Source organism: Aeromicrobium sp. REDSEA-S38_B2, from assembly GCF_001628525.1.
In the GTDB taxonomy this organism is placed as follows: Bacteria; Actinomycetota; Actinomycetes; order Propionibacteriales; family Nocardioidaceae; genus Aeromicrobium; species Aeromicrobium erythreum.
This window is the reverse complement of record NZ_LUNH01000013.1, coordinates 71,786-87,792: the sequence shown is the minus strand read 5'-3', so window position 1 is coordinate 87,792 and position 16,007 is coordinate 71,786. Positions and strand designations below refer to the sequence as shown.

Here is a 16,007-nt window from a genome sequence, read left to right as displayed (position 1 = left end):
CCGTGACGCGCGTCGTGTGCCCCGGCTCCTTCGACCCGGTGACCAACGGTCACCTCGACATCGTGCGCCGGGCCTCCCGGCTCTTCGACGAGGTGGTCGTGGCGGTCCTCGTGAACGAGAGCAAGAAGAGCCTCTTCTCGCTGGAGGAGCGGATGGACCTGCTCGCCCAGGCCACCGAGGACCTGCCGAACGTGTCGGTGGCGTCGTTCCGCGGTCTGCTCGTGAACTTCTGCACCGAGCACGGGATCAGCGCGATCGTGAAGGGTCTGCGAGCGGTCTCCGACTTCGACTACGAGCTGCAGATGGCGCAGATGAACGGCAGCCTCACCGACGTCGACACCGTCTTCGTCCCGACCAGCCCCGAGTACTCCTTCCTGGCCTCCAGCCTGGTCAAGGAGGTCGCACGCGGCGGCGGTGACGTGAGCGGTCTCGTGCCCGACTTCGTGCTCCAGCGGCTCGACCGGGAGTTCGGCCGAGCCTGAGCCGGCGCCTACGCGTCGTCCTCCTGGTCGGGCAGGATCGGCATGGGCGCGCGCTCGCCTCGCCCGAGCTGCACGCCCCGGCGCACGGCCCGCGCGCCGAACCGGTCGCGGACGGCGTCGAGCGCGGTGTCGAGGCCGGGGTCGGTGGCCGACGTGAGGGGCAGCAGCAGCTGCTCGCCCTGGTCGTCGAGCCCGGACGCCTGGAAGCCGACGAGCGTGAGCCCGCGTCGGGCGATCTCACCGTGACGTCCGCGCAGCAGCTGCAGCGTGGCGTCGAGGAGGACCTGCGTGTGGGCGGTCGGGCGCGGGAGCGTGTGCGAGGCGGTGGAGCTGGTGAAGTCGCCGAAGCGGACGCGGAGGGTGACGGTCGCGGCGGTGCGCCCGGCCGCGCGCAGGCGCCGCGCGACGCGGTCGACCAGGCCCAGGAGCACGATCTCGACGCCCTCGGGGGTGCGCTCGTCGCGGCCGAGGGCGTGCTGCGCGCCCATCGAGCGACGCGACGGTCGCGCCCGTACCGGTCGGGGGTCGTGGCCGGAGGCGAGGGCGTGCAGGTGACCGGCCGCACCGCTGCCGACGAGGGTGGCGAGCTCGCCGGGCTGCATGCGGGCGACGTCGGCGATGGTGCGCACGCGGGCGGCGTGCAGCTTCTCCGTGGTGCGGGGCCCGACGCCCCAGAGCGCCTGGACGGGCAGGGAGAGCAGGAAGCGGCGTTCGTCGTCGAGCGGGACGACCAGGAGGCCGTCCGGCTTGGCCATCGCGCTGGCCACCTTGGCGAGGTACTTGGTGCGCGCGACGCCCACCGAGATCGGCAGCCCCACGCGTTCGCGCACCTGCTCGCGCAGTGTGGTGGCGATCTGCGACGGCGCGCCGCGGATACGTCGCAGCCCGCCGACCTCCAGGAACGCCTCGTCGATCGAGACCCCCTCCACCAAGGGCGTGGTGTCGGCGAAGACCGCGAACACCGCGCGACTCGCCTCGCTGTACGCGTGCGGCCTGGGCGGCACGACCAGCAGGTCGGGGCAGAGCCGCAGCGCCTGCCGCAGCCCCATCGCGCCCTTGACGCCGTGCGCCCGCGCCTCGTAGCTGGCGGCCATCACCACCCCGCCGCCCACGGCCACCGGCCGCCCCCGCAGGCTCGGGTCGTCGCGGATCTCGACGGAGGCGAAGAAGCTGTCGAGGTCGGCGTGCAGCACCGTCCCCTCCCGCTCCGCCGACGTCTGCACCTGCGCATCCTCCCAGCCCCCACCGACAGTCCGCCGGTCGGAGATTCCCAGGTCGACCTGGGAACCTCCCGTCCAGGCATGGTTTCCTCAGCCGCGCACGGAATGCTCTCCATGCGCGGCTGAGATTCCCGTGCTTGACGGTCCGTGCGCGGAGATTCCCAGGTCGACCTGGGAATCTCCCACCAGGCACGGCTTCCTCAGCCGCGCACGGAAAGCTCTCCGTGCCTCGCTGAGATTCCCGTGCCTCGTCCGCGCAGCGCCCGTCCGGCCCCCACGGCTCGACGGGTGGGGGAGCGATTGGTGTCGCGTGACCTGCACCGGTTATGATGGACGGCGGCCTGGAAACAGGCCGTGATCTGTTGTGCACCTCGACGGACGGACGTGACCGTGCAACCGGGCCCCTTGGTCTTCGACACCCAGGTTCTGGGTCGTCGACCTGGGACCGAACGTACCTTCACCCGCACCGTGGCGGCGCCGGCGGATCTGGGCCACGACGTCTACGGCGTGCCCGAGGACTCGCCCATCGATCTCGAGCTCCGGCTCGAGGCCGTCATGGACGGGGTGCTGGCCACCGGCACCGCCTCGGCGCGCGTGGTGGGCGAGTGCGTCCGCTGCCTGGACGTCCTCGACGACACCGTCGTGGTGGACCTGCAGGAGCTGTACGTGTATGACCCGATCGGCGCCGGTGACGGTGCCGAGGAGGACGGGGAGGAAGACGAGCTTCCGGCCCTCGAGGACGACTTGCTCGACCTCGAACCCGTCCTGCGGGACGCGGTGGTGCTCGCACTGCCGCTCAACCCCGTGTGTGATCCGGAGTGTCCGGGACTGTGCCCCGAGTGCGGGGCGCGACTCGCGGACGATCCAGACCACACACACGGCGATCCGATCGACCCCCGGTGGGCGTCGTTGAGCCGGCTGACCCAGAACCTCCCGGGCGACGTCCCGGGGCCGAACAAGGAGTAGATCGTGGCCGTTCCGAAGCGGAAGATGTCGCGCAGCAACACGCGCCACCGCCGGTCGCAGTGGAAGACCACGGCGACCACCCTCGTCGACTGCGCCAACCCCGCCTGCGACTCCAAGGTCGTCCCGCACCGTGCGTGCGGCGAGTGCGGACAGTACGGCGCGCGTGGCGAGCGTCGCCAGGTCCTCTGATCCTCAGGGCCACGAGGCCCTGAAGGAGGTGCTCGGCGTCCCCGACCTGGACGCCGAGCTGCTGGAGCACGCCCTCACGCACCGTTCGTACGCGTACGAGAACGGGGGCCTGCCCAACAACGAGCGCCTGGAGTTCCTGGGCGACTCGGTGCTGGGGCTCGTCGTCACCGACGCGCTCTTCACCAACCACCCCGACCTCGCCGAGGGCCGGCTCGCGAAGCTGCGTGCTGCCGTCGTGAGCGCGAAGGCGCTCGCGGAGGTAGCGCACACGCTCGACCTGGGCTCGCACCTGCGCCTCGGACGGGGCGAGGAGGCCACCGGCGGTCGGAACAAGTCGTCGATCTTGTCCGACACCGTCGAGGCGGTGATCGGTGCCGTGTACGTGCAGTTCGGCATCGAGCGCGCGTCGCAGGTCGTTCACGCCGTGTTCGACCCGTTCATCGCCCGCGCGGCCGACCTCGGCGCCGGGCTGGACTGGAAGACGTCGCTGCAGGAGATCGCCGCCAACCACGACCTCGGCGTCCCCCGCTACGTCCTCGAGAGCGAGGGCCCCGACCACGACAAGACGTTCACGGCGTCCGTGGTGGTGGGCGAGCAGCGCTACGACGGCGGCACCGGGCGTTCGAAGAAGGAGGCCGAGCAGCAGGTCGCCGAGATCGCGTGGCGTGCCATCACCGCCGAGGTGACCCCGGCCGACGCCGTCGAGGTCTGACCGGTCCGTGCCTGAGCTCCCCGAGGTCGAGGTGGTCCGCCGCGGCCTCGACACGCACGTCGTCGGCCGCACGATCGTCGCCGTCACGGTGCACGACGTCCGGTCCCTCAAGCGGCACCTGCCCGGCGCCGCCGACTTCGTCCCGCGTCTCGTCGGTCGACGGTTCGACGCGGCACGGCGTCGCGGCAAGTACCTCTGGCTCGTGCTCGACGGCCAGGAGGCCCTGCTCTGCCACCTCGGCATGAGCGGACAGATGCTCATCAGCGACGCCGACGCGCCGCCGCCGCGACACCTGCGGATCGTGCTCGACCTCGACGACGGCCGTCAGCTGCGGTTCGTCGACCAGCGGATCTTCGGCGGCATGATGCTGGCCGACGTCGACGAGGAGCAGGTGCCTGTCACGATCGGGCACATCGCGCGCGATCCGCTCGACCCGCGGTTCGACCGCGACCTCTTCGCCACGCGGCTGCGTCGTCGGCGCACGGGCGTCAAGCGGGCCCTGCTCGACCAGACGCTGATCTCCGGCGTCGGCAACATCTATGCCGACGAGTCGCTGTGGCGCGTGCCGCTGCACTATGCCCGCGCGACGGAGAACCTGCGCGCCAAGGAGGTCGACGCGCTGCTCGGCCACGTCGTCGACGTCATGGGCGAGGCGCTCGAGCAGGGCGGCACGTCCTTCGACGCGCTGTACGTCAACGTGAACGGCCAGAGCGGCTACTTCGACCGGTCCCTCGCCGCGTACGGGCAGGAGGGCGAGCCGTGCCCGCGGTGCGGGACGCCGATCCGCCGCGACGCCTTCATGAACCGCAGCTCCTTCACCTGTCCCCGCTGCCAGCCCCGGCCTCGCAACGGCCGCTTCTGAGCCCGTTCCGGTGGCGCTGATTCCCATGCCGTGAGGGAATCAGGGTGAGTCAGCGTTCCTTGCGCGGACCGAACGTTCGCCCGGCTGTGGGCCTCACGTGTGGTCGCCGGTGACGACCACCATGTCCGTCGACCTCACCGCGGGCTCGGCCAGGACCGCGTCGAGAGCGGGCAGGACGCCGTGGACGTCGGAGAGCACCGCGACCGAACGGGTCATGACCTCACTGTGCTGCGACCCACGCCGCAGGGTCGGGGCGCTTCGGTAGCCTGCGTCCCGTGGAGAGTCCCTACGGCATCGAGGCGCGCGCCCGGGTCGTGGCGGAGCCGACGAAGCGGGCAGGGCGCACGCCGTTCGAGCGCGACCGCGGCCGCGTCGTCCACTCCGCCGCACTGCGCCGGCTGTCGGCGAAGACGCAGGTCATGGGGGCCGGGTTCGACGACTTCGTGCGCAACCGGCTCACCCACACTCTCGAGGTGGCGCAGGTGGCGCGCGAGCTGGGCGCCTCGCTCGGCTGCGACCCCGACGTCGTCGACTGCGCCGCCCTCTCCCACGACGTCGGGCACCCGCCGTTCGGCCACAACGGCGAGGCCGCGCTCGACGAGGCGGCGGCGGACGTCGGCGGCTTCGAGGGCAACGCGCAGACGCTGCGGATCCTGACCCGCCTCGAGGCGAAGACGGTCGACGGCGCGGGCCGCAGCGTCGGGCTGAACCTCACGCGCGCGACGTTGGCCGCCTGCGTCAAGTACCCGTGGGCACGCGGCGAGGCGCCCGGGGGCGGCCCGAAGTTCGGCGTCTACGCCGACGACCGACCCGTCTTCGACTGGCTGCGGGCCGGCGCTCCGGCGTGGCGTCGCCCGATCGAGGCGCAGGTGATGGACCTCGCCGACGACATCGCCTACTCCGTGCACGACGTGGAGGACGCGGTCGTGGGTGGCTGGTTCAGCCTGCTGCCCGGACGGCTCGACCTCGACGGGGTGCACGCCGTCGCCCGCGACTGGTACGACGCGAGCGCCGACGACGACCGGCTCGGGGGCGCGCTGGAGCGGCTGCGGGCGTTGCCGGAGTGGCCGCGCGCCGAGTTCGACGGCAGCCGCGAGGCCCTCGCCGTGCTGAAGAGCCTGACGAGCGCGCTCATCGGCCGGTTCGCCGTGAGCGCGCAGCGTGCCACCGTCGAGCGGTGGGGGCCTGGACCGCTCACCCGCTACACCGCCGACCTGGAGGTGCCGCAGGCCACGCGCGACGAGATCACCGTCCTCAAGGCCGTGGCCGCGCACTACGTGATGCTCGCCGACGACCGGGCACGTCAGCTCGCGACGCAACGCGAGGCGCTCGGCGCACTCGTGGCGCGTCTCCTCGCGACGGGGGAGGAGCACCTCGAGCCGGAGTTCCGTGCCGACCTGCGTCGTGCCACCGACGACGCCGCCCGCACACGCGTCGTCATCGACCAGGTGGCGAGCCTGACCGACGGGTCGGCGAGGCTGTGGGCCGACCGGCTCCTCGGTTGACGCCCACCGCCTAGGATCGACCCGTGGCGGGCCTGATCAACGACGAGGACATCCAGCTCGTCCGCGAACGCGCCCGCATCGACGAGGTGGTCGAGCAGTACGTCACGCTGCGGCGCTCGGGCGGCACCATGAAGGGCCTGTGCCCGTTCCACGACGAGAAGACGCCGTCGTTCCACGCCAACCCGGCCCGCGGCACCTTCCACTGCTTCGGCTGTGGCGAGGGCGGCGACGCGATCGCCTTCATCCAGAAGATCGAGGGCCTCAGCTTCGTGGAGGCCATGGAGCGGCTCGCGGCGAAGTACGGCATCCAGCTGCGCTACGAGGAGGGCGAGTCACGCGGACCTCGCCGCGACCCGCAGCAGCGACAGCGCCTGCTCGAGGCGCACCGTCTCGCCGGTGAGTTCTACGCCCAGACGCTGGCGTCGTCGCCCGAGGCGTCGATCGGGCGCCAGTTCGTCACCGACCGGGGCTTCGACCAGCGGGCTGCCGAGACGTTCGCCATGGGCTGGGCCCCCAGATCGGGCACCGCGCTGCTCGGGCACCTCAAGGGCAAGGGGTTCACCGACGACGAGCTCGTCGTCGGCGGCTTGGCGCGCCGCTCGACGCGGGGCCTGTTCGACGTCTTCCAAGGACGTCTGCTCTGGCCGATCCGCGAGATGACCAGCGAGATCATCGGCTTCGGCGCCCGACGCATGTTCGACGACGACTTCATGCAGGGCAAGTACGTGAACACCGCCGAGACCCCGATCTACAAGAAGAGCCAGGTGCTCTACGGGATCGACCTCGCACGCCGCCAGATCTCCTCGGAGAGCCGGGCGGTGGTCGTCGAGGGATACACCGACGTGATGGCCTGCCACGAGGCCGGGGTGCGCACCGCGGTCGCGACGTGCGGCACGGCGTTCGGCGAGGGCCACGCGAAGGTGCTGCGGCGGATCCTGCTCGACGACGGTGCCATGCACGGCGAGGTGGTGTTCACGTTCGACGGCGACGAGGCGGGGCAGCGGGCGGCCATGAAGGCGTTCGAGGGCGACCAGCAGTTCGCCGCGCAGACGTACGTCGCGGTCGAGCCGCGCGGCATGGACCCGTGCGACCTGCGGATCGCCGACGGCGACGCCGGCGTCCGGGCGCTCGTGGACGCCCGGATCCCGCTGTACCGCTTCGTGCTCGAGAACGTGCTGCTGCGCTACGACCTCGACCGTGCCGACCAGCGGGTCGACGCGGTGCGTGAGGCGGTCGGTCTCGCGACGTCGATCCGCGACAAGAGCAAGGTCGAGGAGTTCCTGCGCGAGATCTCCACGCGCGTGGGGGTCGACGTCGACCAGGTGCGGGCCGAGCACCGTCGGTACCGGCCCCCGACGAAGCCGGAACGCCGGGCCCCGGCGCAGCAGTCGGCCAAGCCGGCACCCGCGCCACCGCCGCAGCCGTTCGTCAGCTTCGGCGCGCCCCAGTTCGCCGACGAGCGTGAGGCGTTGAAGGCGCTGGCGCAGCACCCGCACCTGGCGCGTCCGCACGCGGAGGAGCTCGACGACGGCGACTTCACACACCCCGTCGCGCTGGAGCTGTGGCGCACGATGACGACGGTCGGCCTCCCGGCGCAGCCCGACCCGACCTTCGTGCCACGGGTGTCCGACGCGCTCGTCTCCGACGACCTGCGGCGCGTGCTCTCCGTCGCCGCGATGGAGCCGCTCAGCTCGACAGAGGGGGCCACGGCGCGCGTCGTCGCGGCGATCATGACGCGGCTGCGGCTGCTCACGGTCGGACGCCAGGTCAACGACCTGCGCTCCAAGCTGCAGCGCACCGACCCTGCCGAGCAGCAGGAGGAGTACCGCGCGGTCTTCACCGACCTGCTCGCGCGGGAGGCGGAGTTCCGTCAGCTGCGCAACCGCACCTTGGGCGGCGAGTAGTCCCCAGGCCCGCCCGCACGGGCGGGTCCGGCGGGCGGGTGTCCACAGGCGGCGGGGTCGTGCTGGAGCCGGTGCGGCCCGGCGCCGAGGGTGGAGCCATGGACCTGGTGCGCCGTCTGCTGGGCGAGCCGTCGCTCACCGCGGAGGAGGAGCATCGGTTGGCCGTCCTCGCGCGTGGGGGTGACGACGACGCGCGGGCGGTGCTGCTGCGCCGGTCGTTGCGCCTGGCGGCCCTGCGGGTGTGGGCGCTGGGCTTCCGGGGCGACGACGTGGACGACGCGCTGCAGGTGGCCGTGCTGGCCCTGATGTCGGCCGTGGCCTGCTTCGATCCCGACCGTGGCGCCCGGCTCGCGACGTACGCGTGGCCGTGGATCACCCGGGCCCTGCACGCCCATCGCGAAGCGCGTCCAGAGGTGCCCCACGACGTCGTCCCGGAGCCGCGTGGTCCTCACGTCGACGGCGTGGAGGGCGTCGTCGCCGGACACCTGGCCGGCCTCCCGCCTCGTGAGCGAACCGTGCTCATGGCCCGGTTCAGCACGACGCCGGAGGGCGCCTGCCCGACCCCGTGGGTCGACGTCGCGAGCCGCCTCGACCTCCCTGTCTCGACGGTGCGTCGGATTGGTGACCGGGCCCTGTCGAGACTGCGCGAGGGGGTTGGTAGAGTTACCGACCGTGCTCCCCGAGTGGGAGACATTCCCCCGTAGCTCAATTGGCAGAGCATTCGACTGTTAATCGAAGGGTTATTGGTTCGAGTCCAATCGGGGGAGCACGCTGCCCGCCAGGGCGACGAGAAGGGGACCGACGCAGCAGCGTCGGTCCCCTTCTCGCGTCAGCGGCCCCCTGCTGTCGTTCAGCGGCCGAGGAGCGCGTCCATGCCCACCGCGAACGCGGCGGCGAGGCGGACGTCCACCCGGGGGTCGGGCACGGAGACCTCGTAGCGGTCGCGCACCGACGTCGCGCGCTCGACCGAGAGCAGCGGCTGGCCGGTCGCGTCGTCGACGACGTCGAAGTGCATCTTCAGGAAGGGCAGATCGGTGAAGCGGCGCAGCACCGCGACGAGCTGACTGCGCTCCTGGCCGGTGCCGACGAAGCTGTCGCCCTCGAGCGTGAAGGTGGTGCGCATCAGCGAGGCGCCGAACTGCTTGCGGAAGGTGCCGAGGGGCGTGCCGTCGGCCGCGACGACGTCGTAGGCGCCGCGCAGCTCCATCACGTTGCGGGCGCCGAACGTGAACGCCTCCTGCCGCCGGGACTCGTCGGTGTAGAACGTCACCTTCTCCTTGAGCGCGAGGCGCTTCTGCTGCGCGACGGCGAGGAGGGCGCCGTCGGGGCCGACGACCTCGTAGCGGTTGGTGGTCATCGCCAGCTTCTGGTTGACGGTGAACGACGGGACGTGCTGCACGGTGGTCACGCCGAGAGCCTAGGGGCTCGAGAGGCCGTTCAGTGGTCGATCATGCCGAGCAGTCCCACGACGAAGGCTGCGGCCAGGCGCACGTCGACGCGGGGGTCGGGCACGTCCACGGCGTACGTCGAGCGCTCCCCGGGTGCGCGGGCGACCGACAGCAGCGGCTGTCCGGTGACGTCGTCGATGACGTCGACCGCGATCCGGCGGGTCGGCGTGTCGCTGCTGAGCCGCCGCTCCAGCGCGAGGAAGCCGCTGCGCTCCTGCGCCGTGCCCGCCAGCCCCTCGGCCTCGAGCACGAAGGTCGTGCGGACGAGGCTGCGGGCCGCCTGCTTGCGGAAGGACCCGAGCGGACGACCGTCGGCGGCGACGACCACGTGACGTGCCCCGAGGTTCGGGCGGCCACGGACCTCGCTGCGGAACGTCTCGCGCGTGCGGGCCTCGTCGGTGTGGAACACGGTGGTCGCCCCCGGTCCCCACGAACGACGACGTTCGGCGAAGGCCAGGGTCGCACCAGTGGGGTCGAGGACCTCGTGCCGCTCGGCGCGCAGGGCCGGACGCCCCCGCACGAGGAAGGCGGGCACGTGATGGACGCCATGGGTCGTGTCGTACTGGTCGGGCACGTCAGTCGCCCCACGTCATCGACACGACCTCGAACGCGGCCGCGTGGGTGACGCCCATGCGGGTGCCGAGAGGCCGCGACATCCCCTCGAGGAACGCGGCGGCGTCGAAGTGCTCCCAGCCGAGCCCGTCGATGTAGGCGCGGTGGGCCTCCAGTGACGCGACCCCGCGGTCGAAGGTGGCGGAGGTGTCGACACCGTGCGTCGCGGCGGGGGAGCCGGACACCCACACCTGCCGGACGCCGCCCCAGGGCTCGAGCCCGTCGAGCAGCTGCTCGCGGTGGATCCACCGGTTGCCGGCGTCCTGCACGGCGTGGATGGTCGAGCGCCCGACGGCCACGTGGTCGGCCTGGTTCGGTGCGGTTCCGCCCCAGGTGTCGTGGTGGTTCACGGTGACGACGACGTCGGGCCGGTGCTGTCGGACCTGCTGGGCGATCGCGGCCCGCAGGGCCACGGTCTGCTCGACGACGCCATCGGGGAAGCCGAGGAACTCGACGACGTCGACGCCGACGATGCGCGCGGACTCGACCTGCTCGGCCTCGCGCTGCGTCCGGCACTCCTGGGGCGCGAGGGCGTCGATGCCGGCTTCCCCGCTCGTGACCATGCAGTAGACGACGGTCTTGCCCTGCTCGGTCCAGCGGGCGACGGCGGCAGCGGCGCCGAACTCCACGTCGTCGGGGTGGGCGACGACGACGAGCGCCCGCTCCCAGTCCTCGTCGAGCGGAGTGAGCGGGACGGGCGCCTCGTCGGTCATGGCGTCAGGCTACGGGGCGCGGCTAGGGTCGGGCCATGGCTGAGCAGCAGTGGCCGACGCAGGGACCCGCGTCGTACTTCCCGTCGATCGAGAAGCGCTACGGCGAGAGCATCGAGCACTGGCTCGACCTCCTGCGCGGGCTCGGCGACGTCGCGCACATGGAGAAGGTGGCGTACCTGAAGAACGAGCACGGGCTCGGCCACGGCCACGCCAACGCGCTCGTGGCCTGGCTCAAGCAGCACCCCGAGGGCTGAGGTCGCTCAACCCTCGGCACGGGGGCGGCTGACACGTGCCACGAGGCGTTCGAGCGGCCCCCGCCCGACGAATGCGACCCAGAGCGTCGCCAGCACGAGCAGGCCGACGCTGGTGCTTGCCCAGACGGTGTTGCTGACGCCGACGTACCCGCCGAAGGGACCGCCGGCCAGCGCGGTGAGCAGGAGCAGGTGTCCGGTGTAGGCCGTCAGCGGCATGGAGCCCAAGGCCGCGAGGGGGAGCAGCACGGCACGCAGTCGTCGGGCGAGGAGCAGGCAGAGTCCGATGACGGCGACTGCGAGCCCGCCGGACCCGACGATCTCGGGGGCACCGGCCGTGTGCGGCTTGTACTGCATCGCGGTGCTCCACACGTGCTGGATCTCGTCGGACTGCTCGAGCCGGGTGAGGTAGCCGGGCTCGTTGGTGGGGTTGCCGAGGTCGTCGGTGTAGTCCGGTGCGTCCCAGCCGAGGTAGGCGACGAGGTCGTCCCGGTCCGAGCCGATGACGTGGCCCGCGCCGTACCCGAGCGTGGCGACCAGGACGCCCCCGAGCAGGAGCCCCGCCGCCACGCGTGCGCGGGTGAGGTGCAGACGGCCGACGGCCATGCCGGCCAGGAGCACGGCGAGCCACGCGGTGACGGGGTAGAGGCCGAACAGCGTGAGGTGGAGCCCGGGGCCCGACGCGGCGAGGCTGAGCGCGTGCGCCAACGCGACCGCGAACGGCGCGACCACCGCGAGCAGGACGGCCACCGTCCAGAGCCGTCGCGTGCTCCAGTGCAGGACGAGGGTCGACGCCACGAACAGCAGCCCGTAGAGCGGCAGGATGACGCCGACGCCGGTGTTCAGGAGCTCGATGGCGAGGCCGATGACGAGGATCAGCAGACCGCGTCGCACGAGCGTCATCTGCAGGCCGGTGTCCCCGGGTCGTGCGCGACCCTTGCAGATGAGGCTGATGGAGACGCCGGCCAGCATCGCGAACAGCAGCGAGGAGCGTCCGTTGACGATGCCGTCCCAGGTGGACGGGTCGGACCAGGTGATGTCGTCGTGGGTGTCGCCCAGGTGGGCGCCGACCATCCCGAGCACGGCCAGCCCACGGGCGACGTCGATGCCGACGATGCGGGGTGGTCGGCCGAACCGGCGCAGCCGCTCGACGGGTCCGACACGTCGGCGCGACGGGGCGCCCTCCTCGACGACGGTCATCGCCACCTCGCTGCCTCGTCCCCGACCTGTCGAGCCGAGCATGCCCTGCCCGGCTGAGAGCGTCGTGAGGGCGCGCCGCGCGCCCGCTCGTCGGGTGCAGTGCAGTGTCATGTTCGTGGTGGGCGGAGCGAGTTCAACTGAAGGATGGTGAGTATCGCGGGGCCCGTGCCAGGTGTCGATCGGATCGCGACCCCCGTGTACAGCAGTGAGCGTCGACCCCTCCCGCACGTCCGTGGTCATGAAGTATCTGCAACCTGAGCGAAACTTGAAGGCACTCAACGATCTGCGGTCGTCGAACCACGACCGATTGCAGTGACCTGGCCCTCTCTTGAATGAACGCAACTCGGGCCACGGTCGGACTGGGTTGTCGAACTTCGGCGATCGACCCCGCGGAGATCAACGACGCTGTTCAGCTAGCGGGCGAAGTCGGCGCCGATCGTGAATTGAACGCCCTGCATGCGCATCGCAGCGATCCGGTGGATCCCGTTCGTGATCTGCACGCTATCCGCGTCGATGGGCCACGAGACGAGACTGTCGACCGCCAGACGATTGCGCCGGAGCATCCATCGACTCGCGCGGTCCACTGCCTCGTAGTCATCCAATCGTTCTGCCTCGAACAACTGGGTGACCACTCGATTGACTCGCCGCCAGTTGACACGCGCGGCCCATTTTTCGGTGTCCGGTCGATAGGCCTGTTCTCGCGGCAGCGCATTTATGTCGACCACCACCCAGCGGTGCGTGCGGTTCGGGTTCGATTGCGACTGAAGCCCTGCGAAAGTCCGTCGCCGTCGCTGCAACACTTTGCGGAGCGACCCGCTCATCGCTGCGACAACGTTCCGAATGCCGCGTAGGCCGATGCAAGAAGGAGCAGAGCCCACGCCACGACTTCCCAGTACACGCGACGATAGTTGAAGATCTCGTCGGGATAATCTGCAAGAAGACTCATGATCTCTCGGCGTCGGCGGATGCGACGGATCGGCTGACGCCAGCGGACTTCTTGCATGAGATCGCGAACGGTTGAGAAATGGCGCGCTAACCTCGCGTCGTTGTGCCAGTACATGCTCACCCGCCAGTAGATCTGGACCAGGGTCGCGGCAAGAGCCATCACTGCCGCAACCTTGTTCGGTGACATACGGGAAAGGCTGCCTGCGCCGTCTGACATTTCCTTCTTTCGGTGCGGTCGAATCCTTCGAGATGTGCAGTTGTCGGAGACAAACGTGGATTCCCTCGTTGGGATGCAGTGCATGTTGATGTCCACGTTCTGATCGTCACGACGCCGACGAACAGGTCTCGATAGCTCAAAGTTCTCTCGCATCGCACTCGAAGCCACCCCGGTCCATCTTCCCTTGGGTGCATCGTCGGCTTGGTCCGCCGCGTACGGGAAGATGGCGAAATCCCGATGATGACGCTCTTAGCGGTTCGTGGGCTTGCCCACGCGGGCCGGGGAAGCGGGCAGTGTTTCAGGTGTCGAGCAAAGGATGACAAGCCTCGCGAGGGACGTGCTGCGTCGTGACCTGTGGTGGGGCGGGTGGGGCTCGAACCCACGACCCAAGGATTATGAGTCCTCTGCTCTGACCGGCTGAGCTACCGCCCCAGGGGTGCACAGCCTAGCGAGCGGGCAGACTGGGCCCATGACCGACGCCGTGATCGCCGACCTGGACGGGACGTTGGTCGACGTGTCGTCGATCCTGCACCACGTGGCGGGGGACGAGCGCGACTTCGCGGCCTTCCACTCGGCGTCGCGCGACTGCCCGCCGCGGCCGGAGGTGGTCGAGGCGGTGCGTGCGGCGCACGAGCAGGGGCGTGCGGTGCTGGTGGTGACGTCGCGGGAGTTCGTGTGGCGCGACCTGACGCTGGACTGGCTGCAGCAGCACGACGTGCCCTACGACCAGCTCGTCATGCGCATCGTGGGCGACTACCGCCCCGACCACGTCGTGAAGGCGGAGATGCTCGACCAGCTCGAGAAGGACGGCTACCGCGTGGTCGAGGCGTGGGAGGACGCGGAGGACATCGCCGACCTGTGGCGCTCACGGGGCATCGACGTGCACGTGGTCGGCTGAGCCGGCCGCGACGTCGCGCTCAGAGGCCGAACATGCCCCGCTGGTCGGCCGGCACGAGGTCGAGGAACTCGGGGTGGTCGCGGATCACCTTGGGCACGAACGGGCAGAACGGCAGCACCTGCGCGTCGCGCTCGGCCAGCTCGCGCAGGGTGCCGACGATGAGCTCCGAGCCGATGCCGCGACCCTCGAACGCGGGGAGCACGCGGGTGTGGGGCAGGGCGTACACGTCGCCGTCGGCGCGGTAGTCGACCCAGCCGGCGAGCTCGTCGTCGACGGTGATCTCGAAGCGGGAAGCGCTCGGGTTGTCCTGCACGACGGAGGTCATGACCTCATCGTCACATGCGCCGCCGACGGTCGCGACCGACCGCTCGGGAGTGTCGCGCCGACGCGGGGGTGGTGCCGAGGAGGCTGCTGTGGCTACCATGGGCGCAACGCGGACTGATGACGCGTGGCTCCGTGAGGTCGCTGGGGAAGGCGGATCTCGAGCTAGGAGGCACGATGAGCATCCCCACCCGTGGAGTCCTGTATGTCCACTCCGCGCCGTCCGCGCTGTGCCCGCACGTCGAGTGGGCGGCCGCGGGCGTCCTCGGCGACAGCGTCGACCTCGACTGGCAGTCCCAGCCCGCGGAGGCCGGCACGTACCGGGCCGAGCTGTCGTGGCAAGCCCCGGCAGGGTCCGCTGCGGCCCTCGCGTCGGCGATGCGTGGCTGGGACCGGCTCCGCTTCGAGGTCACCGAGGAGCCGACCGCCGCGAGCGAGGGGGCACGGTTCTCCTTCACCCCGACCCTCGGCATCTTCCACGCGATGACCGGCCTGCACGGCGACGTCCTCATCCCCGAGGACCGCATCAAGGCGTTCCGGGTCAAGGCGGCGCTGGGTGAGATCACCATGGACGAGGCGCTCGACGGTCTGCTCGGGGTGGCGTGGGACGCCGAGCTCGAGCCGTTCCGGCACGCCGGTGAGGGCGCTCCGGTCCGCTGGCTGCACCAGGTCGTCTGACCCGGCGCGCTCGCTCAGCCGATCGTGACCTTCGCGGACGGCGACGCGGTGTTGCTGTCCTCGTGGAACACGCGGAACTCCCGCTCGCCGGGACGTGACGTGTAGATCTGGGTCTGGAACCGGCCGCCCTCGCGGGTCTGCAGCGAGACGGGGAAGTCCTCCCAGTCGGCGCCCGGGTCGCGGGACTGCACCTGCAGCAGCTGGCCCTCGCCGAGGGAGGGGAACCGTCCGGAGATCGTGAACCGCTGGCCGGCGGCGATGCGGTCGCTCTCGACCGAGAACGTCGGCTTCTCCTCCGGCTCCTGCGTCGCGGACGGCGTCGGCGACGGGCTCGCCGACGGGCTGCTCGACGGCGTCGCAGGGGCGGTCGGGCCGGAGATCGGCGGCAGCTCGACACCGCCCAGACCCGTCGCGCGCACCACGGTGGCGCCGGCGAAGCCGAGGCCTCCGCCGATCACGAGACCGGCCACGACGAACCACATGGCGAGCCGCCAGAGCGCGTCGGCGCGGCCCGCGAGGCTGCGCTCGCCCGGTGCCCGCTCGCGACCCTCGGCGCCGAGGGTCACCGCCACGGCAGGACCACGACGACCACGGCGGCCGGCAGGTCGGTGCTCGACGACGGCACGGACGGCGTCGTCGACGGTCACGAGCGTGTCGACCGTGGCGTCCTCGAGGTGGACGCCGAAGCGACGACCCAGCTCGTCGGCGACCTCGACGGCGGCGAGCGAGTCGACGCCGAGGTCCTCGAGGCGGGCGTCGTCGCGCACCTCGTCGGGGGTGCACTCGACGACGGTCACGAGGATGTCGGTCAGCTGTGCGCGGACCTCGGCTGGGGTGGGCACGGCGCCAGTCTAACGAGCCACTCGACGTGCTCGGTTCCGGCG

At 71.2% G+C, this 16,007-nt stretch carries 21 protein-coding genes and 2 tRNA genes; 12 read left to right on the top strand and 11 right to left on the bottom strand.

Annotation, left to right across the window (positions count from 1 at the left end; genetic code table 11):
- The first annotated feature begins 2 nt into the window (after positions 1 to 2).
- Positions 3 to 482: a pantetheine-phosphate adenylyltransferase gene (coaD, locus tag A6Q81_RS02710; RefSeq protein WP_286689446.1), complete on the top strand. Its 480-nt coding sequence runs from the start codon at positions 3 to 5 to the stop codon at positions 480 to 482.
- A gap of 8 nt (positions 483 to 490) precedes the next feature.
- Here coaD and dinB read toward each other — a convergent pair whose 3' ends face one another.
- Positions 491 to 1,705: a DNA polymerase IV gene (gene dinB, locus A6Q81_RS02705; RefSeq protein WP_286689445.1), complete on the bottom strand. Its 1,215-nt coding sequence runs from the start codon at positions 1,703 to 1,705 to the stop codon at positions 491 to 493.
- Positions 1,706 to 2,170: 465 nt separating this feature from the next.
- Here dinB and A6Q81_RS02700 point away from each other — a divergent pair, with 465 nt between their 5' ends.
- The 4 genes from A6Q81_RS02700 to mutM are packed head-to-tail and all read left to right on the top strand — an operon-like array spanning position 2,171 to position 4,431.
- The gene (locus A6Q81_RS02700; RefSeq protein ID WP_317696714.1) at positions 2,171 to 2,668 is read left to right on the top strand and encodes a YceD family protein; all 498 of its coding nucleotides are present in this window, start codon (positions 2,171 to 2,173) and stop codon (positions 2,666 to 2,668) included.
- Between the two features lie 3 nt (positions 2,669 to 2,671).
- Complete coding sequence (rpmF, locus tag A6Q81_RS02695; protein WP_055965465.1) at positions 2,672 to 2,857, top strand: 50S ribosomal protein L32; 186 nt, start codon at positions 2,672 to 2,674, stop codon at positions 2,855 to 2,857.
- Positions 2,832 to 3,569 (top strand): ribonuclease III, encoded by a 738-nt coding sequence (gene rnc, locus A6Q81_RS02690; RefSeq protein WP_286689444.1) that lies wholly within the window; start codon positions 2,832 to 2,834, stop codon positions 3,567 to 3,569. The genes rpmF and rnc overlap by 26 nt, the downstream gene beginning before the upstream one ends.
- Positions 3,570 to 3,576: 7 nt before the next feature.
- A complete protein-coding gene (gene mutM, locus A6Q81_RS02685) occupies positions 3,577 to 4,431 on the top strand; it encodes a bifunctional DNA-formamidopyrimidine glycosylase/DNA-(apurinic or apyrimidinic site) lyase (protein WP_286689443.1) in 855 nt (284 codons plus the stop codon).
- 93 nt (positions 4,432 to 4,524) lie between these two features.
- Here mutM and A6Q81_RS02680 read toward each other — a convergent pair whose 3' ends face one another.
- Positions 4,525 to 4,647 carry a hypothetical protein gene (locus A6Q81_RS02680; RefSeq protein WP_286689442.1) on the bottom strand — a complete coding sequence of 41 codons (123 nt, stop codon included), beginning with the start codon at positions 4,645 to 4,647 and terminating at the stop codon, positions 4,525 to 4,527.
- Between the two features lie 59 nt (positions 4,648 to 4,706).
- Between A6Q81_RS02680 and A6Q81_RS02675 the strand changes: the two genes are divergently transcribed.
- The 4 genes from A6Q81_RS02675 to A6Q81_RS02660 all read left to right on the top strand — a co-directional run bounded on the left by A6Q81_RS02675 (position 4,707) and on the right by A6Q81_RS02660 (position 8,607).
- Entirely contained in the window at positions 4,707 to 5,936 is a 1,230-nt protein-coding gene (locus A6Q81_RS02675; protein WP_286689441.1) for a deoxyguanosinetriphosphate triphosphohydrolase, read from the top strand.
- A 23-nt stretch (positions 5,937 to 5,959) separates the two neighbouring features.
- Positions 5,960 to 7,840: a DNA primase gene (dnaG, locus tag A6Q81_RS02670; protein WP_286689440.1), complete on the top strand. Its 1,881-nt coding sequence runs from the start codon at positions 5,960 to 5,962 to the stop codon at positions 7,838 to 7,840.
- Positions 7,841 to 7,938: 98 nt separating this feature from the next.
- On the top strand, positions 7,939 to 8,544 hold the full coding sequence (locus A6Q81_RS02665) for a sigma factor-like helix-turn-helix DNA-binding protein (protein ID WP_286689439.1): 606 nt from the start codon (positions 7,939 to 7,941) through the stop codon (positions 8,542 to 8,544).
- Positions 8,535 to 8,607: transfer RNA gene (locus A6Q81_RS02660), tRNA-Asn, on the top strand. Before A6Q81_RS02665 ends, A6Q81_RS02660 begins: the two co-directional genes overlap by 10 nt.
- Before the next feature lie 83 nt (positions 8,608 to 8,690).
- On the opposite strand, the gene A6Q81_RS02655 is transcribed toward A6Q81_RS02660, so the two are convergent.
- Genes A6Q81_RS02655 through A6Q81_RS02645 form a run of 3 tightly spaced genes read right to left on the bottom strand, consistent with a single transcriptional unit; the run spans position 8,691 to position 10,613 of the window.
- Complete coding sequence (locus A6Q81_RS02655) at positions 8,691 to 9,248, bottom strand: LURP-one-related family protein (RefSeq protein ID WP_286689438.1); 558 nt, start codon at positions 9,246 to 9,248, stop codon at positions 8,691 to 8,693.
- A 29-nt stretch (positions 9,249 to 9,277) separates the two neighbouring features.
- On the bottom strand, positions 9,278 to 9,862 hold the full coding sequence (locus A6Q81_RS02650; RefSeq protein ID WP_286689437.1) for a hypothetical protein: 585 nt from the start codon (positions 9,860 to 9,862) through the stop codon (positions 9,278 to 9,280).
- A gap of 1 nt (position 9,863) precedes the next feature.
- Positions 9,864 to 10,613: a PIG-L deacetylase family protein gene (locus A6Q81_RS02645; RefSeq protein ID WP_286689436.1), complete on the bottom strand. Its 750-nt coding sequence runs from the start codon at positions 10,611 to 10,613 to the stop codon at positions 9,864 to 9,866.
- A gap of 35 nt (positions 10,614 to 10,648) precedes the next feature.
- On the opposite strand from A6Q81_RS02645, the gene A6Q81_RS02640 reads away from it, so the two are divergent.
- The gene (locus A6Q81_RS02640) at positions 10,649 to 10,867 is read left to right on the top strand and encodes a DUF4287 domain-containing protein (protein ID WP_067858595.1); all 219 of its coding nucleotides are present in this window, start codon (positions 10,649 to 10,651) and stop codon (positions 10,865 to 10,867) included.
- A 6-nt stretch (positions 10,868 to 10,873) separates the two neighbouring features.
- On the opposite strand, the gene A6Q81_RS02635 is transcribed toward A6Q81_RS02640, so the two are convergent.
- From A6Q81_RS02635 to A6Q81_RS02620, 4 genes are all read right to left on the bottom strand, one after another.
- Positions 10,874 to 12,064 carry a heparan-alpha-glucosaminide N-acetyltransferase domain-containing protein gene (locus A6Q81_RS02635; RefSeq protein ID WP_286689435.1) on the bottom strand — a complete coding sequence of 397 codons (1,191 nt, stop codon included), beginning with the start codon at positions 12,062 to 12,064 and terminating at the stop codon, positions 10,874 to 10,876.
- 413 nt (positions 12,065 to 12,477) lie between these two features.
- A complete protein-coding gene (locus A6Q81_RS02630; protein ID WP_144433758.1) occupies positions 12,478 to 12,885 on the bottom strand; it encodes a hypothetical protein in 408 nt (135 codons plus the stop codon).
- Positions 12,882 to 13,322: a hypothetical protein gene (locus A6Q81_RS02625; protein WP_144433757.1), complete on the bottom strand. Its 441-nt coding sequence runs from the start codon at positions 13,320 to 13,322 to the stop codon at positions 12,882 to 12,884. The genes A6Q81_RS02630 and A6Q81_RS02625 overlap by 4 nt, the downstream gene beginning before the upstream one ends.
- 259 nt (positions 13,323 to 13,581) lie before the next feature.
- Positions 13,582 to 13,658 (bottom strand) — tRNA-Ile (locus A6Q81_RS02620).
- Between the two features lie 37 nt (positions 13,659 to 13,695).
- Between A6Q81_RS02620 and A6Q81_RS02615 the strand changes: the two genes are divergently transcribed.
- Positions 13,696 to 14,124 carry a phosphatase domain-containing protein gene (locus A6Q81_RS02615; RefSeq protein ID WP_286689434.1) on the top strand — a complete coding sequence of 143 codons (429 nt, stop codon included), beginning with the start codon at positions 13,696 to 13,698 and terminating at the stop codon, positions 14,122 to 14,124.
- Positions 14,125 to 14,143: 19 nt separating this feature from the next.
- On the opposite strand, the gene A6Q81_RS02610 is transcribed toward A6Q81_RS02615, so the two are convergent.
- Positions 14,144 to 14,449, bottom strand: a complete 306-nt coding sequence (locus A6Q81_RS02610) for a GNAT family N-acetyltransferase (protein ID WP_253023328.1) — start codon at positions 14,447 to 14,449, stop codon at positions 14,144 to 14,146.
- Between the two features lie 173 nt (positions 14,450 to 14,622).
- On the opposite strand from A6Q81_RS02610, the gene A6Q81_RS02605 reads away from it, so the two are divergent.
- Positions 14,623 to 15,123, top strand: a complete 501-nt coding sequence (locus tag A6Q81_RS02605) for a DUF3145 domain-containing protein (protein ID WP_144433756.1) — start codon at positions 14,623 to 14,625, stop codon at positions 15,121 to 15,123.
- Positions 15,124 to 15,137: 14 nt separating this feature from the next.
- On the opposite strand, the gene A6Q81_RS02600 is transcribed toward A6Q81_RS02605, so the two are convergent.
- On the bottom strand, positions 15,138 to 15,965 hold the full coding sequence (locus A6Q81_RS02600) for an acyl carrier protein (RefSeq protein ID WP_067858575.1): 828 nt from the start codon (positions 15,963 to 15,965) through the stop codon (positions 15,138 to 15,140).
- Between the last annotated feature and the right edge of the window lie 42 nt (positions 15,966 to 16,007).